This window comes from Hyphomonas sp. ske169, from assembly GCF_056850855.1.
This window is the reverse complement of sequence record NZ_CP096146.1, coordinates 3,481,713-3,507,326: the sequence shown is the minus strand read 5'-3', so window position 1 is coordinate 3,507,326 and position 25,614 is coordinate 3,481,713. Positions and strand designations below refer to the sequence as shown.

Annotated in this window: 18 protein-coding genes and 1 pseudogene; 7 read left to right on the top strand and 12 right to left on the bottom strand. The window is 54.2% G+C overall.

Annotated elements, in window-relative coordinates:
- Positions 1-68: 68 nt before the first annotated feature.
- The 3 genes from MY069_RS17000 to MY069_RS16990 form a co-directional block, all read right to left on the bottom strand.
- On the bottom strand, positions 69-2,750 hold the full coding sequence (locus tag MY069_RS17000; RefSeq protein WP_482794978.1) for a winged helix-turn-helix domain-containing protein: 2,682 nt from the start codon (positions 2,748-2,750) through the stop codon (positions 69-71).
- A 203-nt stretch (positions 2,751-2,953) separates the two neighbouring features.
- Positions 2,954-3,328, bottom strand: a complete 375-nt coding sequence (locus tag MY069_RS16995) for a hypothetical protein (protein ID WP_482794977.1) — start codon at positions 3,326-3,328, stop codon at positions 2,954-2,956.
- On the bottom strand, positions 3,297-4,046 hold the full coding sequence (locus tag MY069_RS16990) for a winged helix-turn-helix transcriptional regulator (protein WP_482794976.1): 750 nt from the start codon (positions 4,044-4,046) through the stop codon (positions 3,297-3,299). Before MY069_RS16990 ends, MY069_RS16995 begins: the two co-directional genes overlap by 32 nt.
- A 103-nt stretch (positions 4,047-4,149) precedes the next feature.
- Between MY069_RS16990 and MY069_RS16985 the strand changes: the two genes are divergently transcribed.
- A complete protein-coding gene (locus tag MY069_RS16985; RefSeq protein ID WP_482794975.1) occupies positions 4,150-5,307 on the top strand; it encodes an acyl-CoA dehydrogenase family protein in 1,158 nt (385 codons plus the stop codon).
- A gap of 201 nt (positions 5,308-5,508) precedes the next feature.
- Here MY069_RS16985 and MY069_RS16980 read toward each other — a convergent pair whose 3' ends face one another.
- Complete coding sequence (locus tag MY069_RS16980; RefSeq protein ID WP_482794974.1) at positions 5,509-6,990, bottom strand: GMC family oxidoreductase; 1,482 nt, start codon at positions 6,988-6,990, stop codon at positions 5,509-5,511.
- Between the two features lie 104 nt (positions 6,991-7,094).
- Here MY069_RS16980 and MY069_RS16975 point away from each other — a divergent pair, with 104 nt between their 5' ends.
- Positions 7,095-7,772: a TetR/AcrR family transcriptional regulator gene (locus MY069_RS16975; RefSeq protein ID WP_482794973.1), complete on the top strand. Its 678-nt coding sequence runs from the start codon at positions 7,095-7,097 to the stop codon at positions 7,770-7,772.
- Between the two features lie 110 nt (positions 7,773-7,882).
- Here MY069_RS16975 and MY069_RS16970 read toward each other — a convergent pair whose 3' ends face one another.
- The 3 genes from MY069_RS16970 to MY069_RS16960 are packed head-to-tail and all read right to left on the bottom strand — an operon-like array spanning position 7,883 to position 11,631.
- Positions 7,883-8,848, bottom strand: coding sequence for a HupE/UreJ family protein (locus MY069_RS16970; RefSeq protein WP_482794972.1), 966 nt, complete (start codon positions 8,846-8,848; stop codon positions 7,883-7,885).
- An 8-nt stretch (positions 8,849-8,856) separates the two neighbouring features.
- On the bottom strand, positions 8,857-9,678 hold the full coding sequence (locus MY069_RS16965; RefSeq protein WP_482794971.1) for a peptidyl-prolyl cis-trans isomerase: 822 nt from the start codon (positions 9,676-9,678) through the stop codon (positions 8,857-8,859).
- On the bottom strand, positions 9,679-11,631 hold the full coding sequence (locus MY069_RS16960) for a DUF3604 domain-containing protein (protein ID WP_482794970.1): 1,953 nt from the start codon (positions 11,629-11,631) through the stop codon (positions 9,679-9,681).
- 70 nt (positions 11,632-11,701) lie between these two features.
- Here MY069_RS16960 and MY069_RS16955 point away from each other — a divergent pair, with 70 nt between their 5' ends.
- Positions 11,702-12,430, top strand: coding sequence for a Crp/Fnr family transcriptional regulator (locus MY069_RS16955; RefSeq protein ID WP_482794969.1), 729 nt, complete (start codon positions 11,702-11,704; stop codon positions 12,428-12,430).
- Between the two features lie 38 nt (positions 12,431-12,468).
- Here the strand turns inward: MY069_RS16955 and MY069_RS16950 are convergent, their stop codons facing one another.
- Positions 12,469-13,407, bottom strand: a complete 939-nt coding sequence (locus tag MY069_RS16950; protein ID WP_482794968.1) for a 2-hydroxyacid dehydrogenase — start codon at positions 13,405-13,407, stop codon at positions 12,469-12,471.
- A gap of 90 nt (positions 13,408-13,497) precedes the next feature.
- A complete protein-coding gene (locus tag MY069_RS16945; RefSeq protein WP_482794967.1) occupies positions 13,498-14,673 on the bottom strand; it encodes a phytanoyl-CoA dioxygenase family protein in 1,176 nt (391 codons plus the stop codon).
- An 86-nt stretch (positions 14,674-14,759) separates the two neighbouring features.
- Here MY069_RS16945 and MY069_RS16940 point away from each other — a divergent pair, with 86 nt between their 5' ends.
- Together MY069_RS16940 and MY069_RS16935 are read left to right on the top strand one after the other, a co-directional pair.
- Positions 14,760-15,428, top strand: a complete 669-nt coding sequence (locus MY069_RS16940) for a TetR/AcrR family transcriptional regulator (RefSeq protein ID WP_482794966.1) — start codon at positions 14,760-14,762, stop codon at positions 15,426-15,428.
- Between the two features lie 227 nt (positions 15,429-15,655).
- Entirely contained in the window at positions 15,656-17,626 is a 1,971-nt protein-coding gene (locus MY069_RS16935; RefSeq protein WP_482794965.1) for a putative bifunctional diguanylate cyclase/phosphodiesterase, read from the top strand.
- A 71-nt stretch (positions 17,627-17,697) separates the two neighbouring features.
- Here the strand turns inward: MY069_RS16935 and MY069_RS16930 are convergent, their stop codons facing one another.
- Entirely contained in the window at positions 17,698-18,240 is a 543-nt protein-coding gene (locus MY069_RS16930; protein WP_482794964.1) for a MarR family winged helix-turn-helix transcriptional regulator, read from the bottom strand.
- Between the two features lie 133 nt (positions 18,241-18,373).
- On the opposite strand from MY069_RS16930, the gene MY069_RS16925 reads away from it, so the two are divergent.
- A complete protein-coding gene (locus tag MY069_RS16925; protein ID WP_482794963.1) occupies positions 18,374-19,129 on the top strand; it encodes a hypothetical protein in 756 nt (251 codons plus the stop codon).
- Positions 19,130-19,154: 25 nt separating this feature from the next.
- Complete coding sequence (locus MY069_RS16920; protein ID WP_482794962.1) at positions 19,155-19,703, top strand: TlpA disulfide reductase family protein; 549 nt, start codon at positions 19,155-19,157, stop codon at positions 19,701-19,703.
- Between the two features lie 70 nt (positions 19,704-19,773).
- On the opposite strand, the pseudogene MY069_RS16915 reads toward MY069_RS16920, so the two are convergent.
- Both MY069_RS16915 and MY069_RS16910 read right to left on the bottom strand, forming a co-directional pair.
- A pseudogene (locus tag MY069_RS16915) lies at positions 19,774-20,532 on the bottom strand (autotransporter outer membrane beta-barrel domain-containing protein); the annotation flags it as partial.
- Between the two features lie 18 nt (positions 20,533-20,550).
- Positions 20,551-25,491, bottom strand: coding sequence for a beta strand repeat-containing protein (locus MY069_RS16910; RefSeq protein ID WP_482794961.1), 4,941 nt, complete (start codon positions 25,489-25,491; stop codon positions 20,551-20,553).
- Positions 25,492-25,614: the final 123 nt, after the last annotated feature.

Sequence of the window (25,614 nt, the reverse complement as noted above, 5' to 3'; positions counted from 1 at the left end):
GGGTAGGTGGCAGAACATAACCGGGTAGGCCGCTCCGATTTTGTGTCGAAATCGCGCTCTTGCGACTTTTAAATCACATCCGAACGTAAGCAGGCGCTGATCGCTTCCGCTCGACTTGAGACCGATAGTTTTTGGAAAACATTCTTCAGATGGAATTTGACCGTGTTTTGCGAGATCGACAATGCGTTCGCAATTTCTCGGTTGGTGCGCCCAGACAAGACTTGCCGCATAACATCCGCCTCTCGATGGCTGAGAATGGAACGCGCGTCAGAACGATGGGGATCTTGGGTATTTATGTCCGAGATGAGCTCTGCGAGGAATCTATCTCGTAGTCTCTTGACGCCCGTCTCATTGGACTCCGCCGAGACATTTTTGATCAAAACCGCCGCTGCGTCGCCCTCTTCAATGATCGTACGCTTGAACCCTTCAAACCGCGCAAATGACAGAACCGTTTCAAATGCGGCGGCAGCGTCGGCAATCGCCCCCTGGTTGTGTCTTGCGATTCCCTCAAGCAGCTTGAGTTTGATGAAGCCTCGAATGAGGTTCTTTTGCTTATGAATGTCAGCCCAGCCGCCGAAATGCTCGGCCGCATCCCTTAACCGTCCTAAGCGCAGCAAGTTGCGACCTTCCGCAAGGAGTCGCGAATAATCACTAAGATCGAAATCACGCAGCGAAATGGGGCTTTCTAGCAATCCCAAATCCATCTCCCCCACCCGCTCATTATATCGCAATTGCAGGTCCATCGCGGTCGCTACGACAAATCGTTCGAGACGGGGCAATTGCCTTATCTTGGCCACCCGTTGTGCGCGAGTAACCGTATCCTCAACGCGCTGCCAGTCGCCCCGCGAAGCAGCAATCGCTAGATCCGTTTCATAGGCAACGAAATAGACTTCAATCCAAGCATCGCATTGCTCTATGGTCGGAAACGCTTCCACTAGATAAGCCTGCGCCAGAATGAGGTCATTTTCTTCATAAGCAATCGCAGCCGCATAAGCGGCGCCGAGAGCATACAATTCGGCGCCTTTGCCATAATGCTCCTGTATCAGCTCCATGCCCTGCATTAATGTGGATTTAGCGTCGCGGAGACGGCCGGTGACATACAGCGCAAAACACTGGTGCAAATACAGAAACACTTCACCATACAGCGCGTTCAGGGCTCTATAATGGCGAATAGAAGCATCCCCCTCCCTGAGTGCGCTTTGGAACTGATTGGTGCGATTATGCAGGCCACAGAGCAAGTTGAGACGCGTTGATTGCAAGAAGTGATCGTCACGGCGAGACGTCAGCTCCAACTCCTCTAACTGTTGGATCGCCTCGGTGGTTTTCTGACCCAGATCAAAATATACCGTGATCAAGCCATCGAAAATTATCAACTCACTTCGAAAGACCGGATCATCCTGATCCAACGGTTTGTGGAGGCTTGCGAGCCGTGCATACGATCTCCAAGCATCGGCCCATTGGCCATTTTTGAGCTTTAGGTAAATATCCGCCATCCAAACGCGCGGATACAAATGCAGCTGGGTCGAGGCAATAACCTGCAGCGCTCGAATGACTGCCGACATGTCTCCGGTGACGGCTTGTCGCCACCCGCCAATCGCCTCCAGCGTTGTCGCGACCAAATCAGCGTCCCGGCTCCGCAAAGCATATTCGAGCGCGTCGCTTTCATAGCTATTGTCCAGCGACCATTTCGACGCGCGCCTATGAATCTCAGTGAAATCGTAACGCGTGTCTCTGCGCGCACGCTCAGTCAGAAACTCGGCGAATAATCGATGATACCGAAACCAGCTGCGGTCTTCGCTGAGGCAGGTGACAAACAGCTCATGACGTTCGAGTTTCTCCAAGAGAGCCCAGGATGAACTGGTTTCACACACAGCGTCTGCCAGATCGCCGTTGACGCGGTCAAAGCTCGCGGTTTGGAGCAACAGATCTTTTTCTTCGTCCGATAATAGCGAGAAGACGCGCTCCATAAAATAATCTGACAGAACCGCGCTTCGCCCTGAAGCTTGCGTCAAAGCGTCTTCTAGAGGCACCCCGTCGCGCAGCAAAGTACGTGTAGCGAATAAGGCAATTGGCCACCCCTCCGTGCGTTTCAATAGAGTTTCGGTGAGAGAGTCTGCCGAAGTTCCGCCGACAAAATCTCTGAAATAGCTTTCAGTTTCGGATTTTGTGAATCGCAAGTCGCGTTGGGAAATTTCCAAGCATCGCCCTCGGCTACGCAAATCCGCCAAGCCCAGCTCGCGCGGTGTCGACCGAGTTGAAATCACAAGTGTCGTTGACGTCAGCGTTTCCAATAGTCTGCGAATGAACCGGCAATTCTCCTCGTTCGCCGCCAAGTGAAAATCGTCTAAAAAAATGAAACGCGGTAGCGTCTTGCGCGAGAGTTTCTTCATCATCGCACCAAAAACGACACCATGCTCCAGGTTCGAGAGCACGTTCGGATGGTGCGGCAATTCATAATCTATATTGCAGCCTGCAATCTTCAGAGACGCCATGAGATTGCAAAGAAACGTGAAGGGATCAGAATCCTCTTCATCGAGTGAGACCCAAGCCGAGATTTCAGATTGCACCTGCGGGGACGTAAACCATTGCGCAAGCACGGAGGTCTTTCCGTAACCAGCGGCGGCCTGAACCAAAACCAGTTGTCGATCATTTTGATCCAACCGGCCGAGGATCGTGTCGCGCTCCAATAGTCTGTGCAACACAATGTTCGGCCGAAGTTTTTCCGGTTTGATCCAGCTTGGCTGCTCCATAGCCGCACCCTACCCATGCATGGGTAGTTTGCAAGCTACCTAGCTTTTTTAAGCTAATTTCGATCAAGGCGGAAGCGCTTGGATCCACGCTCCCAATAACTGAGAATTAGGTCTCTGGCACGCCGATAAATCCTGAAGACTCGTGCGCTTTAGAGAACGGAATCTAAGGACCCGACGACAGGTTTGCTCGCGCCCCGGCACCTTTACCAGCGATCGGACTGAAAGTCAGAAAGGTGCGTCGTACGAATCACAGACCCATCGGGCGCCAATTGTTCGACGAGCGCGCCGTCTGGCGAATAGAGGTGAAAAATGACGAGTGCACCTTCTGGTCCGGCTTTTTCCATGTGAACGTGGCCGGGCGCACCGTGCGAATAGTCCCCGGCGCGGCGGATCTTTCGGCCGACTTCTTTGCCGTCTTTGTAGTCAATGACCTCAAGCTCGCCTTGCAGAATCGTCGATTGCGTACTCGAACCGCTCGTCTCCTGTGAAGCGGTTCCACTTAAGGTCTTCAGTATTGAACAAATCCATCTTTTTGGCCTTTCTTGTTTACTGGCTGATGGCGCGCCCTGTTTTGGCATAAGCGGCACGTTGCAAGTCGCGTTCTTTGCCTGGATGCATTCGCTCCTGATCTGCCAACATGCTCCCCAACAACCAATCTGGGAAGGCTTTTGCAAGTTTGGTAGAACCTAGCACTTTGATATTGCCCTTGGATATCTCGTCCCGGAGCGAAACAAAGCCACGCCATGCATAAGTCAGTGAGCGAACCTTTGCGATCACGCGCAAGTCCTCATCGAAACCGGGATGTTTAAGGCAGGCTTGAACGCGCTTGTTTTCCGACACGATCCAGAAGTATCTTTTATTCGCCGGTTGATCCGCAAATTCGAAAGCAATTGTCGTGCGTCTCAGTGGCATAATTTCAGTATTCATCCGCATATGCATACTCCAAATGAGATGTTCTGGATCGAGATCATCGATCGCGAGGTCGCGCCCCCAGCGATGCCCCCAACGCCCAAGATCGAGCACGATTTCGCCAAGCTCATCCCCAGCCGGCGTCAAATAATAGAGTGGTTTCTCGTCCTTTGCGCCCGGCCGCCTCTCGACCACGCCAGCGCTCTCGAGGCTTTTCAATCTCACGCTCAAGGTTGATGCCGAAATCCTCGGCAAAGCCCGCTCCAACTCTGAGAAGCGATGAAATCCATCTGCTAGAACCAATACAACGAGAATGGTCCAGCGCTCTCCCAGGATCTCTGTAGCCAGCGATACTGGGCAATATTGTCCATACTTGCTTTTCATCATCGCAGTGTGGCCGGGCGCGTGTGAAAATCAACTTCGAAAATCGTAGTAGATTTGTTTTGGCGAACCTGAGAGGTTTAACCAGACCTGAGTGAGGAGGCTGGCAATGACGCAATCCCTGACCGATCCCGTGGAGCTCTTGCTGCCAGTCATCGCAGCCCAGCGCGCGCAAGCTGACAAGAACAGGCAGCTTTCTGAAGACGTCCACTCCGCCATCCGCGAGAGTGGGCTGCTCGGAATGCCCATCGCAGAGACGCATGGCGGGCTAGGCACGCCACTGCCCGAAATTTTGAAAATCTTTAAAGCCATCGCCTATGAAGATGCGGCGGTCAGTTGGGTGATGTGGAATGCCGGGCTGATTGGATTTTACGCCCGCTTTATGCCGCAAGCCCTCAAAGAGGAGTTATTTGCGGGTCGCAACAAGCTTATTTGCCAATCCACAATTCCGGCAGGAGAACTTCACCAGGACGGCGGCGAGGCTGTGGTGCGTGGTCGCTGGCCGCTCATGTCCGGAAGCCCTGGTGCAGATTGGGCGGTCTTGAGCTGCAGATTGTTCAATAACGGTCAGCCGGTCCTGGATGAGGCTGGGACGCCGGAGGTTGTGATGGCGGCGGTCCCTCGAGATGATTTCAAGATCATCGATACCTGGCACACGAGCGGCCTACGCGGGACGGGTAGTCATGACATAGAACTGGAAAACGTCGCCGTACCAGCGCATCGCGTTTTCTCTTTCGCTAATGAGGTTGTTATCACAGGAGCGTCCGATCGAGTTCCAATCTTTGCGTGCGTGTCTGCGATCTTTGCAGCCCAGCTCCTCGGTCTCGGAAACGCTGTTTATGACCACGCTTTAGAGCGCGGAAAATCTCAAATCACACCCGGACCGATGCCTGATCCGCGCGATCGACCCGATTATCAAATCGCCATTGCTAAGCACGGCGAAGCATTGGATGTGGCGGGCGAGCGTCTGACGGCAAAAGCGGAATCTGTTTGGGAACAAGCGACCCAGGGAAGTCCGCCTGATCCAGAGATGACAACGGCGCTATACGCGGCTGGGTTTCAAGTCATTGATACTGTAAAGAGTGCAGTCGAAGCGCTGCATGATCTTAGCGGCTCATCAGCCCTTTATGAAACCTCACCCATTGAAAAACGAATGCGCGATCTACGCGCCATGCTCAGGCACATAGTCGCGCAACCGATGATGCAAGCGGACGTCGGGCGCGCAAAACTGGGACTTCAGCCTGATTGGCCGCTCTTCTTTTTGTAAAAGTTTCCGATACATCCGCGTGTGGTGAAAGAGCATTGCAAAACGACTGTATTTGCCCGCCTGCTATTATTACGGAGCTCAACAATGCGCTGAACGGAGAGCCGGCGTTTACCAGATGAGAAAACGGACGTCGAAAAAACCTAAGCGCGTCAACGATAAAGGCCGTATTTTGTAGTCCTCATGCAAGGCAAAAAACCGTCATTATACCCTCACCTCTGCCAACATTTTCCGGGCGACGCGTTCAGCGACCATGACACAGCCAAGATAGGTGTTGCCGGATGGGATGGTCGGCATGATCGACGCGTCGGCGACCCGCAAGCCGTCAATCCCTAAGACTCGGCAGTCAGAATCGAGCACCGCGCCCATTGGGCATGTACTGGTCATGTGGCCATAGCTGATCGTGAACTGTTCTCTGGCGCGTTGCGGGGCATCAGGCGCGCTCAGATCAATCGGATCGATTTGCGCGCAACCGAGTGCCTTTGCGGCGTCCGACTGCTCCCATTCTGCGATCCGTTTGAACGCGTGCTGCAAACGATCATTGGCGTCATCCGGAAGCGGCGGCGCGGTGACGACGGGACCATGTTCCGGATTGTCGCCAAGCCGCACGCTACCTCTACCGGACGACTGCAACAAGAACACCGCCATGACAAATTCAGTGTCTCCGTCGCGCGGCGGCGGCGCAATCGGAAAGGCGTGATAATCGATGTCCACACCATTGGAGGCGCCAATCAAAAGCGACTGAGCCGGTCCTGCCGTTCCGCCCCGCACTCCGGCATGGAGGTAGCGTATACCGGGGCCGATATGATCGCTCATCGTCTCACCAACCGGCAGATCCGCGTGGAGCGCGATCCCATGTTCAGCGAGATGAGCGGCAGGTCCAATGCCCGACCGCATCAACAAATGCGGGGTCCACAAGGCACCGGCCGTGACCACGACCTCGTCAGCCTCGAGGGCTTCGCCTGTCGATAGCTGAACCCCAACGGCGCGACCACTCTCGATGACCAGGGACGTAACTTCGGCACCAGTTCGGAGAGAGAAATTTTCGCGAGCGCGCACGGCACTCGTGAGATACGCTCGGCTGGTGCTAACGCGTTTTGCGCGAGCATCAATCGTCACAGGAAACACGCCCAGGCCGGGCAGTTGCGAACGGTCATTGATGTCATCCACGGTTTTGGTACCCAGCGCCCGCATCCCGTCATAGAAAGCAAGTTGGGCGCGGCCCATTTCCTCGCGCCGCCAACGGCGAACGGTGAGCGGTCCGCGATCCCCGTGAATATCGGACGCCCCGAAATCTTGATCTGTTTCAGCCGCGATGAACGTGTCGATCACGTCTTGCCAGCCCCAACCTTCATGCCCGGCGGCGGCCCAACCATCATAATCCTCTGGTAAACCGCGCAGGGTAGCGAGCCCATTGACCGCAGACGTGCCGCCGAGCAATCGCCCCTGGATCATCGGGATCACACCCTCGCCATTCAACATAGGCGTCATTGCAACCGGTTGGAGGCCGAGCCAAGCTTCCGGCGCGCGGGTCGGGTCAAGAATGCCGTCACTATAAGTGTCGTCATCCGGGCCAATTTCTAACAGCGTAACCGAGAGCGACGGATCCTCACTCAGTCGCGCGGCAAGAACCGATCCTGATGTCCCGCCGCCAACAATGATAATTCGCCTCGAGGTCTTTGGCATGCTCTGGCTCCATTGCCCTAGATTAGGTTGATCAACCTATTTTTAGGTTATACAACCTATGTCGTCAAGAACACGAGTATTAATACGCGATAGATCGGCACGCCATGGGGTCACGAACAAACACGCCAAAGCGAATCCTGGAGGCCAGCCGCAAGCTGTTTAATGAGAAGGGTTATGTGGCGACCTCTTTGAGCGAGATCGCGGCCAGCATTGGAATTTCGCAAGGCAATCTAACCTACCACTTTCCGTCCAAAAGCAATTTGGCGCTTGCGATCGTTCAGGAGCTCAGGACGCAAATGAATGACCGCCGCGATGCTGCACAGCCCGGCCCGGTGGCTGACGATTATGTCGATCACTTACTCTTTGCTATGAGCCTAGTCTGGGACAACCGTTTCTTGCTCCGGGATCGAATTCATTTCGCTGATAAGATCGGTTCTATCGAGTCCCAATCGATAGCCGACTATGAAGAATTACATGGATTGATGATGCGCATACAAGCCCAAGGCATGTTCCGCGCAAACACGGTTGATGATCTCTCTTTGCTGACACGATCTATTTGGGTGATGAGCCGCTATTGGATGGATCATGTGAGCGAGTTTGAAGGCCGAAAAGACATTACATGGGCAGATCAGGTCCGCGGGATCGAACACCACTTTGCCCTGCTTCTTCCCTGTTTAAGGCGATCAGCACAAAAAGAATTCCGTGTCGCCCTCGATCGTGCGATCGCCAGACAGAATGCGTCTCAACCGAACAAAGAAATGACCAGCGAGGCGACTGTCTAGATTGCCCGAAGATCCGAACGCCCCTGTCCCAAAAGCTCGGTCGATCAGAACCATAATATTCCGGTTCGGCAATGCCCGGCTTCGGATCGCCTGTTTCCAAGCGAAGTGAATCACATACCCACCAAACGCTCAACCGCCCAGTATGTACCAGACACGCCGACCAAATAGGCCGCGGCAAGTTTGACTTTGTTTACGCCCAGTTTTGACAGATGGCTCAAGCTCCATCCAATGGCAAATATCGCAATTACAAAGCAGATTTGACCAATCTCAACCCCAAGATTGAATAAAAGCAGCGCCCAAACTTCTAAACTTGTGGGCAGGCCGATATCTGCCAGCGCACCGGCAAATCCGAACCCGTGGATAAGGCCAAAGCCAAAGGCGACGCCCCAAGGGTATTGGCTGGTCAAAGACTGCCCCCCGCGATGTACCGTGACATATTCGGCAGCCAAGAGAATGAGGCTTAAGGCGATCGTGATTTCCACCGGTGTGCCGGGGAGGCTTATCCCCGCCATTGTTGACAGAGCCAGAGTGATGGAGTGCGCGATGGTGAAAGCAGTGATGGTGAGAAGCAGCTGACGCAGACGCACCAATAAGCAGAGCCCTAAAACAAACAGCAAATGGTCATAGCCGAAGATGATATGGTCTATACCGATGCGAAAATACGCCCAGAGCGGTGCGGAAGTGGCGGGAGCATCGAGTGAGAGAAGGTTTGCACTTGGTCTCAGCACCGATGAAACCGCCCTTCCATCTAGAAAGTTCACCTTTACGAAAACGTCTGTCAGCGTACGCTCGAGTCCCTCGATCCGAATGTCCCCTTGGCTCAGGTCACACCGAATCTGCCAGGTCTCGATGACCGCGCCATTGCTAAATCGCGTGCCGAAATTCTGGCGTTCGCAACCGTCCGGAAAAGTTGGCGTCAGTCTGAGACGGCGACCGTCCTTGAGGGGTTGTTTCCAAACGACTTGAAAGGATTCAGGCGCCCGTTCACTCGCCTCTAAATAGGCGGGATTCACCTCGTGGGCGCTCACGCTCGATAAGGACAGAACGGTAAGCCAGACCAAAATGATCGCGCGCATGAAAAGGGTCACTGAGGAGTCTCGATTTCGACATCATACTGCGCGATGATTTCATCGATGGCGGCCCGTGAGAGTTCGCGACTTCTCTCCTGTTGCCATCGATCCATCACACGGTCTCTGATAGTATCTAGCTCGGGCAGTGAACTGTCTCGGACCTCAAGGATCTGAACCAAATGCAGACCCAAAGCTGACTCGAATGGCCCTTGCCATACATCAGTTTCACCTGGCGCGGTTGCCAAACTTGCCGCGAACTCTGCACCGAAGAGACGAGCGATCTCGCGAACGGGCAGATTTGTGTAAGTCCGCTGCAACATAAAAGGGTCACCAAAGGTGGGCCAAGTGTTTGGCGCTTGCGACAGGTTTTGCAGCGTCGTGTCGACCCGTTCTGGATCCGCCTCTGCGAAGAAAACGTGGCGAAATGAGATGCGCTGGGGGTCTTCGAAATCTTGCTGGTTCTCGGCGAACCAGCTCTCCAATTCTCCGGGTGCGGGGGTGGTTACCTCCTCCATATCCGAGATCATGAAGGTCATTTTCTGCGCTAAGCGGCGCTCGATGACTGTGTCGCCCTCTGCCAATCCTAAGCGGCGCGCTTCCCGGACCAGCGCTTTTTGCTCGACATAGTCGCTGATCATCGCCCTCATATCCTGTTGGCTCGGCAATGTGCCGGCTTCGGCCGCGTAAAGGGCTGCTAAGCGATCTTGTTCAGACGCTGATACACGGATCGTTGCCTCTTCATGCGCGCGCACTTGAGATAACCAATGATTGATCGCAAAAACGAGCGCTGCGAGTACGACGAAATGAACCAGCGGTTCACGAATAAGGCGTCTCATCTATTGGCTGCGTGCGTACCAGATGGGAGACGTATAGGCTCGTTCTTGCAGCGTTTTCGAACGATCGGGGCGCGCGGGAACGTCGGCGGCAAGCGCCTCCCACGTTGTCCAACGACACGTCGGATTCTCCAATACTCGCACATAATAGGCGGCATTCTGATCGGCTGAAAATTCCGGATCGGACCAAAGCGCTTTTAGCTCCGCGGCACCTTCTCCAATTGTCTCACAGGTTTGCAAATCAACGCTGGCGCCATTGTCCGAGCAGCGATGTGTTTCCGGGTCGGGTTCGCCTTGGTGGCAGGCAACATCGAAAACGGCCTCGCCTGAACTGGTGACTTTGACGACCTGCGCGCGCTGGAGGGCGGCAGCATTTGCGTCGCGTTGCGCCCAAATAAGAAAACGAGGGGCGCGACCATCGCCGGCGAGGTCTCCGCCCATGCTAGTACCGTTCGCATAGGCCTGTTCCACCAGGTCCGGCGCATCAACTGAAAGGGTCTCAAAGTCTAGGCTCGCGAAGAACCGAACTTTCATGCGTGGACCTGTGGTCGCGAACGTTTCCTTCCGGCGAAAGGCATCAAAAATGGCTTCACGCGTGTTTTCTTCTGCCCACACGCCTGTTAGCCCTGAAGCGGACCAGCGCGAGAACCACTCGTTGGCATTCATGACAGTGCCGATTTCGGGTTGGTCATCCCAGCTCGTACCTGCTTTCAAAGAAAAAGCGTCGGTTGGATCGGCATCTGGAGCGATCGGGACAGAGCCGCGATTGATGGGCCGGCCATCGATGATGCCAACTTTTGACCAATAATCGTCTTCGGCATACGCCCCGCCGACGACGTGGCTGTCTGACGCGGCCACTAAGCCGAACTTGAATGGGTTGAACCCTTCACTCTCCAACAGATCGAGACCACGGCCATAGGCTTCACGCACATAACCGCCGGAAGTCGCTGAGACTTGATAAGAACCAAGCAACCGGTCGTAGAGTTCAAAATCCGCCCATTCGTCATTGGGGGAAAGCTCCGGGTGCGTTTCAGAGGTACCTTTCACTTGGGTGACTTCCACCAAGGGCTCATTCCGCATCCGCTGTTCCGCATATTCCGCGCTCAGGGCACCGCCATCATATGTTTCTAGTTTAAACATCTGGCCGTCGGAGACATTTGAGTTGTGCGGGATCGCAATCGCTTCGAAACCTAATTCTCGCTGCTCATCCATCCAATCCCAAAGATCTTCTGGATTGGTCGAGTCAAGCGTTGAGAAAGCGCGCCCAGGGGCGGCCCCTTTGAAGAAGACATTGCGATGCAGATTTCCGCCGCCAAATGTTCCTTCTTCGTCGTTTACGGTCACCGATGTGTACTCATAGGCTGAAAATGTGGTAAAAACGCCAGGTTCATTATGGCGCTCAGCGGCGTCTATATTCTCTAACCAGACCGAATTGATCAAAGGCTGGTCAATCATCTCTTCAATCGCCTCGCCAGATCGGACAGACGCCCCGACACCTTGAAAAGCTGCGGTGATTTTGTCTGGATCAGTTGAGAACATATCCTTCGCGCGCGGCAATTCGCTGAGGGCGGATCCGGGCGTGTTCATCGATGGTAAGATGCCCAAATATTCCGCGTGATCCGTGACGGCATAGAAATCCAATGGACCCCCGGAAATGGTCATATCGAACCCGGATGGGTGTTGGACCGTCTCCCCCTTAGCAAAGCGATAGGCATCGTCCGCGGTGCGTCTGACATTGAAAATATAAGCATCAAAACTGTTGCGCGTGTGAATATGCAGATCGCCAAAATAGGCGTTACGAGTCTCTGCAAAATTGTCGGTGCGTTCAATTTCTTCCGCGGGTCCGTCTGAGACATTGGACTCAGTTGAATTCGATGGAGCGTCATCGGTCGCTGCGCCGCATCCAGCCAGCGCCAAGGCGAGGACGAATGTCGAAATGGTCTCTTTTAAATGCATTTAGATCTCCCGTGCTGAGTCCAATCAGCAAATATTTTGACTCTTTGATAGCAGGGAGGCTTGGCTAAGAATGTCAAAAATGCGACATTTTGGGATGACCGATTTCGCTCAATATCGCGCCAAGCCGTTCTTAGACTTCTTAACGAGTGAGCAGATCGCCACGCTCAGAACCATCGGCCATGTGCGACACTATTCAAATGGTCGCTTCATACAAAGTCGTGGAGATGCAGACTCAGGACTTTCAATTGTTCAATCAGGCGCGGCGCAGGCAGGCATTTATTCATCCGATGGGGGCTTCATCCTGACATCGTTTCTTGGGCCGGGTCAGACCTTTGGCGAGTTTACCGTGTTCACGGACCTGCCGCGCACTCACGATCTTGCCGCGATCGGATCCACTCAACTCCTGCACATTCCAGCGAAGCGCTTTTTGAGTCTGTGCGATGAGGATCCGTCTTATTTGCTGGCGATTACGCGAGCGACCCTTTTGCGCTCATTTATTGCCTTAGAGATGCTTCACGCTCTGCGAATTCTGCCGCTTCTGCCTCGCGTGGCGAAATACTTGCTGATCTTATCACCCGATCCACCGGCCGAACCCGAATTGCGGTTTCGGCAATCAGATTTGGCGGCCACGCTGGGTGTATCGCGAGCGTCGATGAATCGCGCTCTATCGGATCTCGAAGATTTAGGTCTAATCAGCCGAGGATACGCCACCATTCGGATCATCTGCATGACTAGATTGAGCGACTGGCTCGAAGCAAGGACCGGCGACGGCAAGCAGATTAATTTCGCACCTGAATAAACGAAGACCGCATGTGCGCATGGCTCGACTGTCCGCAATCAAAGGACACTAGAAAGCAGTGGCTCTCCATCTATGAAGTTCTCAATGTTTGATTGCGCCAATTGCGCTTGCGTGAAGAGCGTTTCGAACGTCGCGCCCCCTTGATGTGGGGTCAAAATGACATTTGGAACGCCGGCCCAACGAGCGCTATTGGTCGGCTCAGGCTCAAACACATCGAGGCCCGCGCCACCAAGCCGGTTCGACTTTAGCGCCTCAATCAGTGCGATTTCATCTACCACACTGCCCCGCGAAACGTTCACAAGAACGCCATCGGGACCAAGCGTGTTGAGGATTTTTTCGTTGATAAGATGGCGCGTCGTTTCATCCGGTCTGCAACAGACGACTAGGCCTCGACATTGATCCGCCAAGTCTTCGAGAGAGTCGATATATGGGATCTCGATATCCGGTTTGGGACGAGGCCCCCACCATTTAAGATCGACGCCAAAAGGCTTCAGTCTTGCGAGGACTTCTTTGCCGATCGACCCAAGCCCCACAATGCCAACCGGCATTTCGCGGATCGAGTGTCGCAGCGGCGGCGCGGCGGCCACCCACTGGTCCGTCATGATATAGTCTTGAGTTTGCGGAATGCGCAGGAGCAGCGATGTCATCATCGCGACGGCAAGATCGGCCACATCACCCGAATTCATTCCTGGGGCATTGGTGACTGCAATTCCGCGCGAGCGACATTCGTCGAGATCGATATTGCTGAACCCCGCGGAGACCGATGCGACCATCTTGAGATTCGGGAACCGAGACAGCATCGCCTTGTCGAGCTTCTCGATGCTGGCCGATAGCAGAATATCCACCTCCGCCCCGTGGTTCGTGATGGTGGCCTCGACCTCTCCTTTGGTGTCCAACCAGTTCCATCTTTTGGGACGGTTTGGAAACAGTGTGTGCATTTCGGAATGCATGGCGAGCACGGTAGCGGCGTGGGTCATAAACGCAGTCTCATCTGGAGATAATTAAGAGGACTGCGCACTCGCCTCGGTTCCTGGTCTGGAGCGCGCAGTTTGGATCGGCGGATCGAATTAGATGCTCAGATCGAGCGCATTGTAATCGTGCAGCGAGGCTTTCGCTTCTTCATTCCACTCATAGGATAAGCCCTGCTCGATAAAGGGTTGATACTCGTAGGGCTTTTCATTCGGGAAACGCTTCCTCCGAGCATCAATGCCAAAGCCAATCACCTCAGAGCGTTTGGCGATGAGGTCTGCGTCGAAAACTTGGACGGCGCTGTGCGTCCCGGCACCGGTCACGCCGAGGACGGAACTGCGGCGATGGAAACCCATATTTACAGTTATGCGGGGCTCAAAACCGGTATTGGCAAAAGAGCCATGCACCAATTGGCGATTACACATGACAACATCGCCTGCATCACAGACCAGCGGCACAGTGTCGGCAATCCGTTCGCTGCCTGATTCCTCAACCAGTTTCTTGATGTCGACTTTGCCAAGCTTGTGGCTGCCCGGCAAAACCCAGACGCCATTTACCGCCGTACTTCCATAGACTTGCGCCATAAAATTGAAGCCGTGAATGCCATCATCAAAGTCTTCGCTATCCCAATGCGTCGTTCCGTCCTGATGCCACGAGACAGCCGCACCAATCCCGGGTTCTTTGATAAACAGGCTCTCATTGAAAGGCGCGAAATCTTTGCCATTGATATCTTCCGCCACTTTCAACAATTGCGGATGACCATAGACGCGCAAACACGTTTCGGAGAATTGCAAGGAACCCAAAAGGATGAAAGGCGCAGCGTCTGGTGCATCATCGGCGGCTTTAGGTTCGAGGAGTTTCACCTGATGACGTCCATTCGCGAGCGCCGAACCGCCTAGCGGATCGCCCAATGGCTTTGACCAGACGAGTGTTGTCGTTTTGCAATCCGCACCAAGAGCGGGAGCGCCATCGGCGGTTAGCGCCTCGCCCGGACCGGCTGGGAAGCGCTTTTTCATTTCTGCCAGGTCTTGCTTGATATCATCCAGCTCTTCCTCATGCAGAACGCCGGTAAATACGTAGAACCCATATCTCTTGTAAGCGTCGACGATATGGCGCTCGAGATTGCCATCCGTGTCAAATTCGATGGGGCCGCGATTATCCAAAGCCATCGCGCGCTTGTGCCCAGAGATCAGATAGTCCCGCATCGCGTCAGAATCATCACCATAATGCGCTGCGCAGGCGTCGATGGAATCCATATAATGAGGGTCAGACATGAGGAATCCTTTTCGCTTTAACAGTGTTTAAATTTAAACGGTGTTTAATTCTTGTGTCAATCCAAAAATCGACTTAAGGGTTCTCTATGACTGTCGAGACGCTTGCCTCACGCGAAACCACACGCTCAAAGAATATGGCGAAGCGACGGGAGAATATCCTACGCGAAGCCCGTATTCTCATTGCAGATGAGGGCTTTGAAGCTTTGAAAATTCGAGACCTCGCCGCGCGCGCCGGTCTAACCGTGCCCACGATTTACAATCTGGTGGGCGGCAAGAATGAAATCCTCACCGTCATCATTGATGAAATGGTCACGCAATTGCGCGTGATCCAAGATCAAGCCGGAACAGGTCCGGTTGAGGATTCGTTTGCAAAACTGATCAATGATTTGGCGGACCATTTCGCGACCAATGAAGCGTTCTTCCGCGCCGCTTTTATCGCCGGAGATCGCAGTGGATTGTTCGAGCAAAGCTCAGATCAGGGCATCTTCGCGCACTTCGTTCAGCAACCGATCGACGCATGTGCGCGCGCCGTCGAAGCGGGACTTTTGCGAGGGAAGATTGCGCCGGAAGTGCTGGGGCCGCAAATCTATGGTTGTTATCGCCTGGCGCGACAGGACTGGGCGAATGGATATTTCGATTTAAGCGGGTTCAGAAATCAGGCCCTCATCGGCGTATTCCTATGCCTTGCCTCCGACGCGAAGCCAGCCTTTCGCGATCGGCTCGTCATCAAGATATCGAACCTTTCGGGCGATTAGCTAAGCCATTTCAATATTCCAGAAAACGGGATGCTTCTTTAGAGGCGAGATCCGGAAAACAATACCGGTGGGTGGCTAAAACAACATCCTGAAGACCCTTTGGCTCACCACAAAAGTAATCAATGCTTCGAGACCAATACTCGGCGGTTCTAATTTAGGCACCTCAATTAAACCGAATATAAACAACCCAGGGTTATATTTCTCCTAAATACAATTTGGGGTGTAGCGTGCAAATACCGTTTGATTCAGCTCTGATAGACGAAACAAGACAGGCCGACTTTCAGCGTAAACAGAAACTGCTATCTCGTATGGCGCTTTCATTTTGCGCTATTCTCATTGTGTTCACGGCGGTTATTTTCATGGTGCTGCCTGGCATTCGCCCGGGCAAGATCATCTCAATATTTGCGGTTTTAGGTTTCGCGGCAATTAGCCGGTTCAGTCTGCGCCCCAATTTATTTGTGCCAAGCGCTGTCGCGATGGTCGTGCTCACCCTCGCAGCGAGTTTTGCGGGCAGCGTCGTCAATGGCGGCCTGGAAGGCTATGTTGCGCCGATCATGATCACGTCGCCAATCGCCGCGGCTTTGTTTTTAGGGACTCGCGCGACGATTATTTCCGCCGTGTCCGTTGTGCTGGCCTATGCCGCGATGCTGGCCATGCAGCCCCATGGCTTAATACGGCCAGAGCCATACCCAGACGATATTACCTCTATCGCGGCGTTGGCATTGCTCGCCACTGCCACGGCATTTTGCGCCGCCGGCCTTGCCTATTTTGCAAGCGACTCAAAAGAAAAGATCACCTCTCTTGCTGACGCCCAGACAAAGCTGATCGAAGCGTCTGAAAAACTCCGCCATGCCGCTCTTCACGATACGCTTACTGGCATCGCCAATCGCCAAAACCTGCAACAGCACATCGATGATGCGCTTCGCTGTTCCCATCCGACAGATGACCAGATTTGTGTCATCCATATCGACCTCGATCATTTCAAAGAGGTCAATGATGCACACGGGCATCCGATTGGAGATGGCGTCTTACGTAAAGCTGCAGAGCGGATGCAGAATGCGTGTGGGCCAGATGATTTGGTCGCCCGGATCGGCGGCGATGAATTCGTGATCGTCACGACGAAGTCCTCCAGCGTCCCCGCTCAGCATATTCAGGACCTGTGCGAGACGATTATCCAGCAAATCAAACGCCCGATCTTTGTGAATGGCATCGAGTGTCACGTCGGCGCGAGTGTCGGTTATATTATTTCCGATCGAGCCTGTAGCTCAACAGAGTCCCTCATTACCAACGCCGATGTCGCACTCTATGAATCGAAACGCGCAGGACGCGGGATCGCGCGCCAATTTACCGGCGCCATGCGCGAAGACGTGCACTCGCAACGCACATTGATAAATGATCTGAAACTCGCATTTGAAGAAGACCGGATCACGTGCGTGTTGCAGCCTCAAATCTCTCTTTCCACCGGAGCCTTGCTCGGCATGGAGGCGCTCGGACGGATCAGACGCTCTGACGGCGATGGCCTGATGGTTCCGGTAGAGTTTCTAGACACGATGGAAAGCGTTGGCTTGATCCATGATTTTGACGAGCGGGTTATGTGTAAAGCCCTCGACGCCCTGATCGAATTGCGCGCTCAGGGATTTGAAATTCCAAGTGTGTCCATCAATGCATCAGCAAAATCGCTTCGATCAAAACACTATGTCGAAATCATTGAGCGGGAACTTGCGGCCCGATCGTTGTCTCATGATTGCCTTGTGGTCGAGGTTTTGGAGTCAATTCTAATCGAAAACCGAAACGACCTCGCAGCTAAGACAATTGAGAAGCTGAGCAATGTCGGCATCAAAACGGTGATCGATGATTTTGGGTCCGGACATACATCAATGTGGGCATTGCTGGAGCTGCAACTCGATGGCGTCAAAATCGACCGATCGCTCATCGCCAACATTGAATGTCATCGCGCGCGGACGGTTGTCGAAGCGATATTAAAGCTCTCCCAAGGTCTCGAATTGCCGGCCATTGTTGAAGGCATAGAAACCCCTCAGCAATACGCCACCATGCAATCGCTCGGCTGCGATGCTGCGCAAGGGTATTGGATCTGCAAGCCCGCGGAGCTGCCCGAATTTGGCGATTGGTTGAGAGAATTTGGGAGATCGGAAGTCGAGCGGCTGCAAGAATCTATTCGCCAAGCGGGTTTGAAGTAACGCCCGCCAAACCTGCGGATGACGCATCTATTCGGCGATTTCAGCAGCTCAGACCGACCTGTTCTGCTTTTTCACGCCGGGACATTTTCGACACAGACCTGTTCAGTCTCTGCCGGCGCGAGCGGCAAGCGAAGGAGTTTGCAAAAGCCGCCGTCTCCCCGCGGGTCAAAATGCTGACAGGTTTTGCAAACGCCAAACGGCTTAAAACCATTGGATCGCAGCGAGGTGTTCAGCACGACCTGCAGCGAGCGCTCTAATTGACCCAGCTCTTTCGCCGAAAGGTCTGTGAAAGCGCGGCTCAATGCGCTCGAATTTGTAAGTACTTTACGGCCCTTAGGCGTCAGATCGTAGGAAAGAGATCTGCGATCGGTCTCAGACCGCAATTCCGAAATCAGTCTCTTTTCACGCAATGTCTTGAGTGTTTGAGATATCGTCCCGCGTGTTGAGCCCATGTACTCCGCGACGTGAGAGGGTTGCCTGGAGAATCTGTTCGCGCGTGCGAGATATTCCAGCGCCATCCTTTGTGCCGGGTTCAAACCCTGCCCCCGCCCCGCGTCCGCATCGAGTCGCGCGAGACGTGAAATCAACTGTCTTGCCAAATCTGTGTCGGTCATTCGTCACCTCTCCAATCGCCTATGTAGGACACAATGCGCATGCCAGAAAGTAGCGAGTCGAAATTAATACATTGACATAGTATCGACTCGAAACTACCTGATCCTTCGTCAACTTTTGGTAAGGATCATACCCATGCGAATTCTCACTTGTTCAGCAATTGCCCTATCCTTGATGGCTGGATCAGCGTCAGCCCATAACGGTCACAGCAACGGACCCGATCAGCAAACTGGAATAGAGTCTCCCATCGACCAGGCGAAAGTCGAAGCCCTCGATATCGTCTTCACGCACGCACATACGAATGGAAACATCGTTACGTTCCATATGACGACCAATGGCGTCGCAGGCTCTGAAACACCGGAGCCGGTTGGCGAACTCGGAGGCGCCCCTGCTTACGCCTATGTCTGGCCCACATCGCTGGACCCTTCGACGGTGGGGTTCGATCAAGGCGCTGGCATCCTCGCATTAGCGGCAGCCATACATCCAGATTTTGATGATACGCCATTGTTTGATGAAAACCGAGATGGAGACGCCAGCAATGATGGCCAAACCTGGCATAGTCACTGGGTCGTCTTGAGCCCAACAGAGGCGTGTGGCCCGGGTGCGCTGGCCGTCAAAGATATCCCCGAAGGCAGCCAGCCGAACCTTCCGGCGACCTGGCCGGGCCTGCCGATCTTACTAGACAGCCCTGGCTTTACCCCGCTTTTCGATGGGCCTCAGGTCAAAATAAACGTCGCCTTTCCCCACGGTCTGGATGTCAGCGACATGTCTTATGACGGTGTGACCGCCGCCTTGCGCGTAAATGCCAACATCCACTCGCCGCTCTTTTGCGTGACCGATGTGTTCGATATTGCGTCTGGCGATCTCAGTCTTCCCGGCCAATTGAACTAGGCACGGTCCAGAGCGGAGCAACAGTATGAACCTTCTACGCGCTAAACCACTTGAGACTGTCGGCTGGCTCAATTCACCTGATCCTGTATCGCTACAAAGCCTACTAGGAAAAGTGGTGCTCATCGAGGCTTTCCAGATGTTGTGCCCAGGCTGTGTGTCCAATGCATTGCCTCAGGCGATGAGAGTGCGGCAACTGTTCAACCCAGAGGAAGTCGCCGTTATCGGCCTCCACACCGTATTCGAGCATCACAGCGCGCAAGGAACGAAAGCGGCTTTAGAAGCTTTTTTGCACGAATATCGGATTTCGTTTCCTGTTGGGATTGATGCGCCGTCTGATCAAGGCCCGCTGCCGAAGACAATGACAGCTTATCAAATGCGGGGAACTCCGACATCGATCCTCATCGATCGAAATGGCTTTGTTCGAAAACACAAATTTGGCGCGCAGGAGGACATGGTTTTAGGCGCAGAGATAATGTCTCTACTCCGTCAACCGAACTCGGCGATGATCAATAAACCGTCTTCAGACCCTACGGATTCCGGATGCACGGATGAGGGGTGTTTGGTCGATCGATAGAGTCTAAAAGCCTCAGCGCCGCAGGGAATTTACTCTGCGGCGCTATTGTCTCGACTTTGGCGTCGTAAGCCTAGAACCTGAACGTGACCCCGGCCCAACCTTCGTGTTCGGTGAAGTTTTCGCCTCTGGTCGTGTCATAGCGGATGTGGCCGTAAATCCTGTCAGAGAAATAGACTTTCGCATCGGCGCCGGCGGCAACCCGATTTTTATCCAAGTCTGAGGAGGTTGGTTCAAACACCGCGCCATCAACCGCCAGCGAGGCCCAGCCCGAAATCGCTCTGTCGCCAGAGACATTCTCGACCAGCACGCGGAAGCCCGTGTCGACGACCGTGTTGCCGAATAGGGTCGCCGCATAATGCGCCTCGGCCCCTGCCCCAAGCACGGTTTGTTGCGCGGTTTCTGTCTCATAGGTCAGATTCAAGATCCCGGTCCCGGTCTCTTTGAACCGGTTGAACGTGCCCGTGGACAGATCGGCTGTGACCAGCGGACCGAAGCCTAAGCCTTGCCTCTCTCCATCAGACCAGAGCAGATCATAATAGGCTTCGGTCTTGAAGCTTGAGGCTTTGCCTTCGGTTTCTGACAGCGCAACCGCCGGTCCGTTTTGGACAACAAAGACGCGTTGGATGTCGTAATCCTGCCAAGCATGGGTCGCTGCACCAGCAACAAAGAGTGCGCCAAATTCGGCATTCACAAAGCCGCCCAGATGCACGCTGTCGACTTTGCCGTGCGACACCGAACTGTCGAGATCGGCCTCTGAAAAGCCCGTCGACAAGCCGAACAAGATCGGCGCGCCTTTATGGGTGAACAAGTGTTGGGCGCCGAAACTGAAGCCGGTGGTACCGCCTTCCTAGCCCGACTGGGTGTCAGAATTACCGACATCGTATTGGCCGCCAAGCGCCGCGGTCCAGAAGCTCCAATCACCGTCTTGCATGCGCTCTCCGCGGCGTTGGAGGAGACTGTCAGCGAACAGATCATCAGCAAACATGCCAGCCATCAAGGCTGAGGGCACAATCTCTTTTGGAGACAGCAGAGGCTGTTCAGGCGTGACCGGGTCCACCGGATCGACCGGTTCTTCGCCGCCTGGCTCAGGCATCGGATCTGGGTCTGGTGTTGGGTCTGGGTCTGGCATCGGATCGGGATCCGGCATTGGATCGGGATTTGGGTCTGGGTTTGGATCTGGACCAGGCGGCGGAGGAGGAGGTGGTGGAGGAGGTGGAGGTGGAGGTGGAGGTGGAGGCGATGCAGCGACGAAGTTCAGCACCACTTCCGTCGGATCATATGTCGGGGCGAAATCGAGATCTGGGATCAAGTCTCTAATCCGGTCGAACGCCCCCGAAACCGAATTTCCTGAAATGATCGAGAAGGGCTGACTCGTCGACGGGGACATCCCGTTTAGCACGCTCACGCGCAATTCGCCTCCCAATGTGACGTCCCCGGTGACAATCAATTGGTCATGGTCACCGCCCTCAAACTCGATCGGCAGGATACCATCTGACCCTTGCGCAAAATTGCCATTGATCGTGAATTCGCCAGGCGACGAACCGATATTCAGGGTGCCATTATTGGTGAGATTGCCGGTAAAGACAGAACCATTGCGCGCATTGAGGACGGCCTTCATGGCGATCATGCCGGTGGCCGCTTCGAGCGTGGTATTCTCAGCCAGAATGGTCGTGCCCATGTTGAAATTGGCATTGCTCCAGCCCGTGTGGGTGCCAGCCAAAGTGAAATTATCGCCATTGAAATTGATGATCTCAAATTCTTGGATCGAGTCATTCGTGCCGCCAGAACCAGTCAGCGTTTTGGCCGTCATGCTGGTAACGTTGACGATATCAGTGCCATCGCCGCCAAACACTGTTGCGTTCTGTCTCGTTCGATCGATACGCCCACCAAAATTGAACGTATCATTGCCCGTGCCCATCAAGACGTCAGACTCCATCACACCATTGAGTGTCAGTGTGTCATCGGTCGCAAACGTTCCACCAAAGCCATCACCGGTGCCCTCAAATTCAATCGCTGTTCCGCCCGAGCCATAGACAGAACCGCCAGTTTCCACCGTAACCGTGCTGCCTGCTTGGCTTTTGGTGACAATTCCAATGCCGTCTGATGAATACGAAGCGACGCGTCCTTCTACCGTGATCGACGTTGTCCCGTTATAGTATGTATAGGTATCGATGGCGACACGGTCTGCTCCACCTCTAACCGTAACATCACTAACCGAAATCGTAATGTCGCCGCCATTGGCTTGGGTGTAGATCCCAATTCCATTTTCAACATCGATCGCCCCGTCGACATTGACGCCAATGTCCCCGCCAGAACTATAAGCCCGAATCCCATAAGCGTCGGTATGGATCTCGCCGATCGCAGTCTTTCCTGTCGTGCCGCCGATTGAGATATTGCCGCCGCCACTGTCTGCGCGAATGCCGCCATTACTGACATTTGCACTTCCGATCTGCGGTATGGCGACGTTCTCGATCGTGATTTGACCGCTGCCACTGTCGGCCCAGATGGCCGCGGGCAAGTTACCGACGACGCTTGTAATATCTCGAATTGTGATACTGCCACCACGAGATCGCGCCCTTATTCCATAACCGTTCCCTTGAACGCTCGCTAGATTTTGTACCGTAATATCACCCTCTACTGTCGATAAGTAGAGACCGTCCCCCGCGCCCGAAATAGATCCGGTGATCCGCGCAGAATCCATTGGGTCGACAAAACCTTCAACCACGATTTTTGCACCGTCGCCGGAATTCGCGAGATTCGCGCCATCACCATTTTGGCCCGTAATTTCTCCGAACTCGCCAAGGGTCAGCGTGGTCGTGCCGCTCCCGGCATTGCGGCCGTAAACCCCATTCGCGTTTGCATCGATTTTATTGTTTACCCCAATGGTCATATTCGAGGCCGTCATACCGCCGAGCGCGGCATCAATGCCGTGGCTTCCGCGGGTCACAATTTGACCGTCCACGAGCACGTCGATCGCGCCGCCATCCGTGCGGGCGTAGAGTCCCGTCCCGTCGCTATAAATATTGCCAATCCCCGTGCCCATAGACGGATCTCCCGCCCCAATATTGAGATTGCCTGTGCCGCTATGCGCGGAGATCCCATTCGCGCTATAAGTGTCTGGAATACTGGCATCACTGCTGATCGCGATTTTCTCAACCGCGACGTTCTGGATCGAGATATCATTGCCACCGCCGGCGTAAATGTAACCGCCGAGTGTGCTGTCATAAGTTCCGGTATAGTCTCTTGTATCCGCATCGATCGCCCAGCTACCGGCACTTGTGACGCTGTTAATGTTCTCGATCGCAATTGTTCCGCCATCCGCGCGGGCATAGATGCCCTGTCCTCTGTTGCCCGATACCCTGGTTAAGTTCTGCACCGTAATGGCGCCATCATCCGAGGTCACCGATACGGCTTTTGTATCGCCATAAATCACTCCGGCGTTCGCACCTTCGACCAGCACGGCGGCGCTATCATAATGAGAGTTTATGAGGACGCCTTCGGCGCCTTTCCCCGAGATGATGGCATTCGCGCCCAATCGCACGGAGGCAAGGCCACCAGCTTGATGGTCTAGATGCACACCTTGATATACGCCTCCGACGCGGTCATTGACATTTATTGATGTCGTATCGGTTGCGTCGGTCGAATGGTTCCAACCAACAATCCCATCACGGCCAGCCTCGACCACCCCATTGGAGGTAATCTTGAGGCTGCCATCTACCGTCCGTCCGTAGATTCCGTAGCCTTCTTTAGCGCCGAGGCTCGCCGATGTGCCAGCAGAGATCACGCCATTGCTGGTTATCTCCACATCACCGTCGCCTTCATGATCGACTTTAATGCCGGTCTTACTCGCATTGATTGCATCGCCAGCAGTGGCAGTCACCTTACCGGTGCCAGAATGATCGAGGTCGATGCCGTTATCAGCGGCGGTAATACTGGCATTCGCGGTCGCAATGACATTGCCGGTGCCCTTATGGTCGACTTTAATGCCATAAGTACCAGCATCGATGGCGCCATTTGTATCCACAGTGACTGTACCGGCATTTGATGCCGTGAGGACCGAGATCGCATCATTGCCAGCGTAAATTTTGCCTGCTGTACGAATGTTTACATTGCCCCCTGCAGAAGCAGCTAAAATTCCTGTGCCGGTGGTAAAAATGTCGCCGATCGCACTGTTCGGGTTGGTGGCATCGGCGCCGATATTGATGCTGCCTGTGCCACTAAACGCGCGGATGCCATTGGCGCTGCGGATATTTTCCGTGGTGGCGTCACTATCGTGATCAAACTCAGGAATAGCGACATTCTGGATCGAGATATCATTGCCGCCGCCAGTGAAAATTGGCAGCATCGTGATCGGGTCATAGTTACCCGAATGCAGCCGCGTATCGGCATCAATCGCCCAGCTGCCGGTGCTCGTGACGCTGTCTATGTTCTGGATCGTGATCGTGCCGCCGGTTGAGCGGGCATAGATGCCCTGCTCGGTGCCGCCGGCGACATCGGTCAGGTTCTGAATCACGATCGGGCTATTATTATTGACGACACTCACGCCCTTTTCGGCACCAGAGACGCTGCCATAGATCTTGCCGGTCATCTGATCGACAGAACCCTGGATGGTCGAGCCAGCTCCGGCTACGGTGGAGGTCAAGTTGATGCCGTGAGCTATAAATGATGTATTTGCGGCGTCTCTTGCTTCGATGACACCGTTTTTGCCAAGCGTGATTGTCGCTGCGGCGGCATTATTATGGTTCAGCACAAGCGCGCTCGAAGCACCCGTCAGCTTGCTATCGATCAGCAATTCAGACTTGCCGGCGCCGGAATTGGTTAGGATCGATGCTGAGTGATTCGTCGAGGTGATGTTGCCATAGGCGTTGAACTTGAGATCGCCGTCGGCGGAATGAACGATCTCTACGGCTTCTCGTTGCGCCCCATTCGTCGCCACCGACGAGTTGATCGTTAGATTTGTTTCCCCTGTCCCTGAATTCTTAATGTAGACCGCCTCATAGTTTGAACGAATATCCCCGTGAGAGGTGACCGTTACGCTGGTGACATCATCCCCAGCCGAAACGTCCAAGCCTCGATCAAGGGTCCCAGATGTGAGCTGGCCCGTTTTAATATCGATCAGACCGGCAGCGTTGCTATTGGCGTCTATCGTTCCATACGTGACGCCATATTGAGTGTCGATTGTGAGATCGCCTGCTCCGCCGGTGATGTTCGCTAAAATCGCATCATTCCGGTCTTGGTTGACTGTTGGGTCGTCATACGCCGAAACCAGGGTCCCGCGGCTTTTAATGTCAATGCTGCCTCCCGATGAGGTGACCTCAATCAATCTATTGAGGTAATCGTTCGAGCGAACCGTTGCATGCTCGGTGATTTCGAGCGTTTGTGTGTTCGCTCCCGACATTTTGATCGCATTCGCGGGGCCTGGATCAATTGGTCCACCGGCACTGGCCCTCAAAACTTGCGTCTGCGTCATGCCATCACCGATGATCAGGGTCGCGGTGTTCACGTTCGAGGTGATCGGATCGATATCGCCCGGGTTCGTCAGATCCTGCACGCAGGTGACGGTTTCGCCATCGTCGAACCGATTGTCATTATCATTCGGCGTGCCGCTGATGAGCTCATCCGTACACCCTGTCGGCAAAGCCTGCGCCTCGGCGCGTGTCCCGTAAAGCCCGCCAGGCGCGACCAAAGCAATGATCCCGGCTGAGGCGGCGAGCATCAATTTGCTGCGCAGAGGCGCGTTTGACAAATCAGTGTGCCCCGCCGGGCGACTCTTAAATGACTTCTCCATGGGATCCCTCGTTCCAGGCAATTTCTTGTCTGAGGCGAATAGAGAAGAAGCCGACCGAGATGTCTTTCTCGCAGTGTCTCAATCTCAGCGAGCCCGGAGCGAGTGGGTCATTTCCGGAAAACT

Coding starts and splice junctions, on each gene's coding strand:
- MY069_RS17000 (WP_482794978.1), bottom strand. CDS start 2,750: ATGGAGCAGCCAAGCTGGATCAAACCGGAAAAACTTCGGCCGAACATT.
- MY069_RS16995 (WP_482794977.1), bottom strand. CDS start 3,328: ATGCCAAAACAGGGCGCGCCATCAGCCAGTAAACAAGAAAGGCCAAAA.
- MY069_RS16990 (WP_482794976.1), bottom strand. CDS start 4,046: ATGATGAAAAGCAAGTATGGACAATATTGCCCAGTATCGCTGGCTACA.
- MY069_RS16985 (WP_482794975.1), top strand. CDS start 4,150: ATGACGCAATCCCTGACCGATCCCGTGGAGCTCTTGCTGCCAGTCATC.
- MY069_RS16980 (WP_482794974.1), bottom strand. CDS start 6,990: ATGCCAAAGACCTCGAGGCGAATTATCATTGTTGGCGGCGGGACATCA.
- MY069_RS16975 (WP_482794973.1), top strand. CDS start 7,095: ATGGGGTCACGAACAAACACGCCAAAGCGAATCCTGGAGGCCAGCCGC.
- MY069_RS16970 (WP_482794972.1), bottom strand. CDS start 8,848: ATGCGCGCGATCATTTTGGTCTGGCTTACCGTTCTGTCCTTATCGAGC.
- MY069_RS16965 (WP_482794971.1), bottom strand. CDS start 9,678: ATGAGACGCCTTATTCGTGAACCGCTGGTTCATTTCGTCGTACTCGCA.
- MY069_RS16960 (WP_482794970.1), bottom strand. CDS start 11,631: ATGCATTTAAAAGAGACCATTTCGACATTCGTCCTCGCCTTGGCGCTG.
- MY069_RS16955 (WP_482794969.1), top strand. CDS start 11,702: ATGTCAAAAATGCGACATTTTGGGATGACCGATTTCGCTCAATATCGC.
- MY069_RS16950 (WP_482794968.1), bottom strand. CDS start 13,407: ATGACCCACGCCGCTACCGTGCTCGCCATGCATTCCGAAATGCACACA.
- MY069_RS16945 (WP_482794967.1), bottom strand. CDS start 14,673: ATGTCTGACCCTCATTATATGGATTCCATCGACGCCTGCGCAGCGCAT.
- MY069_RS16940 (WP_482794966.1), top strand. CDS start 14,760: ATGACTGTCGAGACGCTTGCCTCACGCGAAACCACACGCTCAAAGAAT.
- MY069_RS16930 (WP_482794964.1), bottom strand. CDS start 18,240: ATGACCGACACAGATTTGGCAAGACAGTTGATTTCACGTCTCGCGCGA.
- MY069_RS16925 (WP_482794963.1), top strand. CDS start 18,374: ATGCGAATTCTCACTTGTTCAGCAATTGCCCTATCCTTGATGGCTGGA.
- MY069_RS16920 (WP_482794962.1), top strand. CDS start 19,155: ATGAACCTTCTACGCGCTAAACCACTTGAGACTGTCGGCTGGCTCAAT.
- MY069_RS16910 (WP_482794961.1), bottom strand. CDS start 25,491: ATGGAGAAGTCATTTAAGAGTCGCCCGGCGGGGCACACTGATTTGTCA.